This is a genomic window from Pseudomonas sp. PA-4-8C (assembly GCF_021606625.1).
GTDB classification, from domain to species: Bacteria; Pseudomonadota; Gammaproteobacteria; order Pseudomonadales; family Pseudomonadaceae; genus Aquipseudomonas; species Aquipseudomonas lactis.
The window spans coordinates 1-4,001 of the sequence record NZ_WKCD01000387.1 but is presented as its reverse complement, the minus strand read 5'-3'; the positions used below and the strand labels follow the sequence as shown (position 1 = coordinate 4,001).

At 57.8% G+C, this 4,001-nt stretch carries 6 protein-coding genes; 3 read left to right on the top strand and 3 right to left on the bottom strand.

All coding sequences use genetic code 11. From position 1 onward, the window contains the following. The coding region (locus GIW04_RS28730) for a transposase domain-containing protein (RefSeq protein WP_156422911.1) at positions 1-103 on the top strand (103 nt) is incomplete at its 5' end. Here the strand turns inward: GIW04_RS28730 and GIW04_RS31290 are convergent. The 3 genes from GIW04_RS31290 to GIW04_RS28715 form a co-directional block, all read right to left on the bottom strand. After that, positions 91-279, bottom strand: coding sequence for a HipA N-terminal domain-containing protein (locus GIW04_RS31290; RefSeq protein ID WP_329607652.1), 189 nt, complete (start codon positions 277-279; stop codon positions 91-93). The two genes, GIW04_RS28730 and GIW04_RS31290, sit on opposite strands and share 13 nt — an antisense overlap. Further along, positions 276-641 carry a helix-turn-helix domain-containing protein gene (locus tag GIW04_RS28720; RefSeq protein WP_236270440.1) on the bottom strand — a complete coding sequence of 122 codons (366 nt, stop codon included), beginning with the start codon at positions 639-641 and terminating at the stop codon, positions 276-278. The genes GIW04_RS31290 and GIW04_RS28720 overlap by 4 nt, the downstream gene beginning before the upstream one ends. Positions 642-825: 184 nt before the next feature. Further along, entirely contained in the window at positions 826-1,746 is a 921-nt protein-coding gene (locus GIW04_RS28715) for a LysR substrate-binding domain-containing protein (protein WP_003195655.1), read from the bottom strand. A 181-nt stretch (positions 1,747-1,927) separates the two neighbouring features. Here GIW04_RS28715 and aspA point away from each other — a divergent pair, with 181 nt between their 5' ends. Together aspA and GIW04_RS28705 are read left to right on the top strand one after the other, a co-directional pair. Next, positions 1,928-3,352, top strand: coding sequence for an aspartate ammonia-lyase (gene aspA, locus GIW04_RS28710; RefSeq protein WP_003195657.1), 1,425 nt, complete (start codon positions 1,928-1,930; stop codon positions 3,350-3,352). Positions 3,353-3,750: 398 nt separating this feature from the next. Next, positions 3,751-4,001: ATP-binding cassette domain-containing protein (locus GIW04_RS28705; protein ID WP_236479459.1), on the top strand; the 251-nt coding region annotated here is incomplete at its 3' end.

The window sequence follows — 4,001 nt, the reverse complement described above, 5'->3', positions numbered from 1 at the left end:
CATCGAACCCGCCGCTTGGCTCAAGGATACGCTGGAAAAACTACCCAGCTGGCCCAACAGCCGGATCGATGAGCTATTACCCCTCGCGCCTCAACCTGAGTAAAGGTGGGGCGGCTGGACGCTTACGGTGTACTCGGCGCGGGCGGGCATGTGAATGGGCGAGATCTCAAGCCCCGTGGAGACAAACTCGGGTGAAAACTCGAACTCGCCCACCTGGGTTGTCTCGTCCCAATTGAGCGCTCCGACGTATAAACCCCATAAATAGATCTGTGCAATCACCAACGGGTGTCCTTTTTGACTGCGTCGGGCACAAGGCGCTTTTTCTGGCCCGGTATAGAGGTGGTTTCGGATGAGTCTTTGCGGGTGGTATAGGCGCGCTGACGTTTTTTCCCAGCCATTTTCGCCATCTGGATGGGGCTTGAACGCACCTCCTCGACCAGAGAACTCAACCGATCCAGTTCCCCGATCACCCGCAATACCGCAATCAGATTGAGCAAGGTGCCCTTGCCCGCCATCAACTGCCGTAACGTCGTGCGGGAAATACCCGCCTCCTCGGCAACCGTTTCCTGATTGATGTTCTTCTTCACCCTCAAGGCTTCAACGCGCGAGCCAATCGTTTGTGCGATAGCTTGCTCACTCATCGTCGTCATTCGCATTTTGTGCAGTTTCCTGATCAAAAGATGGATTTACACAAACCTCTGATCAGTATTCTAGCCAATATTTATCCCGGCAAGTGATCACGTATTGAACAATACTTTTTGGGCAAAAAAATGATCAAAACATGATAAAAATCGATTTATTGAGCACTAAACCACTCAATTTCATTCAAGCGAGACCTCGATCTCCTTGCGCTGCCCCACCTTCCAGCTTGCGCCACAACAACCGCACATTCGCCTTGCGCACCAACGCGCAGCGATACAAGCGAATCTCCAGCGGCACATGCCATTGCGGCCCGCCGCACACCACCAGTTCGCCCCGTGCCAACTCTGCACGTACGCTCAACTGCGGTACCCAGGCGATACCCAGGCCTTCGAGCGCCATACTCTTGAGGCTGTCGGCCATGGCGGTTTCGTAAATGGTCGTAAAGCGCAGGGCCCGCTGGCGCAGCAGCAAATTCACCGAGCGGCCCAGGAACGCGCCGGCGCTGTAGGCCAGCAGCGGCACACTGCCCTCGCCTTCCAGGTCGAACAGCGGCTTGCCATCGGCATCGGCGGCGCACACCGGGAGCATTTCGGTGTTGCCCAGGTGCAGCGACGGGAAAATCTCGGCGTCCATTTGCATCGCCGCGTCCGGGTCGTAGAACGCCAGCATCAGGTCGCAACCGCCTTCGCGCAGGGCGTGCACGGCGTCGCCGACGTTGGTGGCGACCAACCGAGTGGCGATATTCAAGCCCTCGTTGCGCAACTGCGCGATCCACCGCGGGAAGAACCCCAAGGCCAGGGAGTGAGCGGCCGCCACTTGCATGACCTCGCCCTGCCCGCCTTCTAGGTGATGCAAATGGCGCAGCACTTCGCCCAACTGTTCGACCACCGTGCGCGCCGTCACCAGAAACAACTGCCCGGCCGCTGTCAGCTCCACCGGCGTGCGTGAACGGTTGACCAGCGTCAGCCCCAACGCGGCTTCCAGGCTGCGGATACGCCGACTGAACGCCGGCTGGGTGACAAAGCGCCGCTCAGCCGCCTGGGAAAAACTACGCGTCGCCGCCAGGGCGCTGAAGTCTTCCAACCACTTGCTCTCAAGGTTCATCACTGCCTCCCACGGAATGCACCATTTTGGCACACACGCCCGCCAAGATAACCGGGTCACATCCACATTATGCCGTTTGTGCATAGGCCAGTGTTTAACAGCATTGGCCCAAAAAGTCCTACAAGCCTAGCATTCGCAGCGTTCCGGCCAGTCCCGGGTCCATATTGAGATGATCTCCGTCATGTCCTCTGCTGCATCTTTCCGTACCGAAAAAGACCTGCTTGGCGTACTCGAAGTACCGGCTCAAGCGTATTACGGCATCCAGACCCTGCGAGCGGTGAATAACTTCCGCCTCTCGGGCGTTCCGATTTCGCATTACCCGAAATTGGTGGTCGGTCTGGCAATGGTCAAGCAAGCAGCGGCTGACGCCAACCGCGAGTTGGGCCAGCTCAGCGAAGCCAAGCACGCTGCCATCAGCGAAGCCTGTGCTCGTCTGATCCGCGGCGATTTCCACGAAGAGTTCGTGGTGGACATGATTCAAGGCGGCGCCGGCACTTCAACCAACATGAATGCCAACGAAGTCATCGCCAACATCGCGCTGGAGGCCATGGGTCACCAGAAGGGCGAATACCAGTACCTGCACCCCAACAACGACGTGAACATGGCGCAGTCGACCAACGACGCCTACCCGACCGCGATCCGCCTGGGTCTGCTGCTGGGCCATGACGCGCTGCTGGCCAGCCTCGACAGCCTGATCCAGGCGTTCGCCGCCAAAGGCGCCGAGTTCAGCCATGTGCTGAAAATGGGCCGCACCCAGCTGCAAGACGCCGTGCCGATGACCCTCGGCCAGGAATTCCGCGCGTTCGCCACCACCCTGGGTGAAGACCTGGCCCGCCTGAAAACCCTGGCGCCAGAGCTGCTGACCGAAGTGAACCTGGGCGGAACCGCGATCGGTACCGGCATCAACGCCGACCCGCGCTACCAGGCCCTCGCCGTACAACGCCTGGCCACCATCAGCGGTCAGCCGCTGGTACCGGCGGCCGACCTGATCGAAGCCACCTCCGACATGGGCGCTTTCGTACTGTTCTCCGGCATGCTCAAGCGTACTGCCGTGAAGCTGTCCAAGATCTGCAACGACCTGCGCCTGCTGTCCAGCGGCCCACGCACCGGCATCAACGAGATCAACCTGCCGGCTCGCCAGCCAGGCAGCTCGATCATGCCCGGCAAGGTCAACCCGGTCATCCCGGAAGCGGTCAACCAGGTAGCGTTCCAAGTCATCGGTAACGACCTGGCCCTGACCATGGCAGCCGAAGGCGGCCAACTGCAGTTGAACGTGATGGAGCCGCTGATCGCCTTCAAGATCTTCGATTCGATCCGCCTGCTGCAACGCGCCATGGACATGCTGCGCGAGCACTGCATCGTCGGCATCACGGCCAACGAAGCGCGCTGCCGCGAGCTGGTGGAACACTCCATCGGCCTGGTCACCGCGCTGAACCCGTACATCGGCTATGAAAACGCCACCCGCATTGCGCGTATCGCTCTTGAAAGCGGGCGCGGCGTGCTGGAACTGGTGCGTGAAGAAGGCTTGCTCGACGACGCCATGCTCGACGACATCCTGCGCCCGGAAAACATGATTGCCCCACGTTTGGTGCCGCTGAAGGCCTAAGCGTTTGTTGCACCGCTCACCAGGCTGAGGGACTAGACACCTCTCACCTTTTGAGGGCTTGAAGACTCGTTCTTCAGGCCCTTTTTTTTGCCTGTAATTCTTCTTATATACAGCGCACATCTTTCAACTGCGTTTCACATATAAAACATGCGCCCCGCCTGCGTTACTTGAAAAAGCATTAATTGATTGCAACTTCCCATTCCGTGCACAAGCGGTGTGCAATTTCGTGCCATATAAGAACAATGGTTTTATATATGAAACGTGCGATTTTGATCCATATAAACATAAGCCGCTAATTTAAAAGGGAATTCAACAAACCTTTGTAGGAATTAACTCACTGGCATTGTTCATGCACTAAACGGCGTATCACCTATAAAACAGACCAGAGTACCTTCCTGATGGCTGTGAAAGAGATGTACGCCGTGACGCCCCAATGGAATACGCCCGCACTTAAGGAAGAGCTGGAGCCGACTGAAATTGAATTCCGTAATGTCGGTAAATGTTTCCCAGCCAAAGGTAAAACCGAAGCGCCATTTGCCATTCGCGATGTGAACTTCAAGATCCGTCGCGGCGAGGTCGTGTCGATCATCGGTCCGTCCGGCTGTGGCAAGAGCACCATTCTCAATATGGGTTCTGGCCTATATCGCCC

Coding starts and splice junctions, on each gene's coding strand:
- GIW04_RS28720 (WP_236270440.1), bottom strand. CDS start 641: ATGAGTGAGCAAGCTATCGCACAAACGATTGGCTCGCGCGTTGAAGCC.
- GIW04_RS28715 (WP_003195655.1), bottom strand. CDS start 1,746: ATGAACCTTGAGAGCAAGTGGTTGGAAGACTTCAGCGCCCTGGCGGCG.
- aspA (WP_003195657.1), top strand. CDS start 1,928: ATGTCCTCTGCTGCATCTTTCCGTACCGAAAAAGACCTGCTTGGCGTA.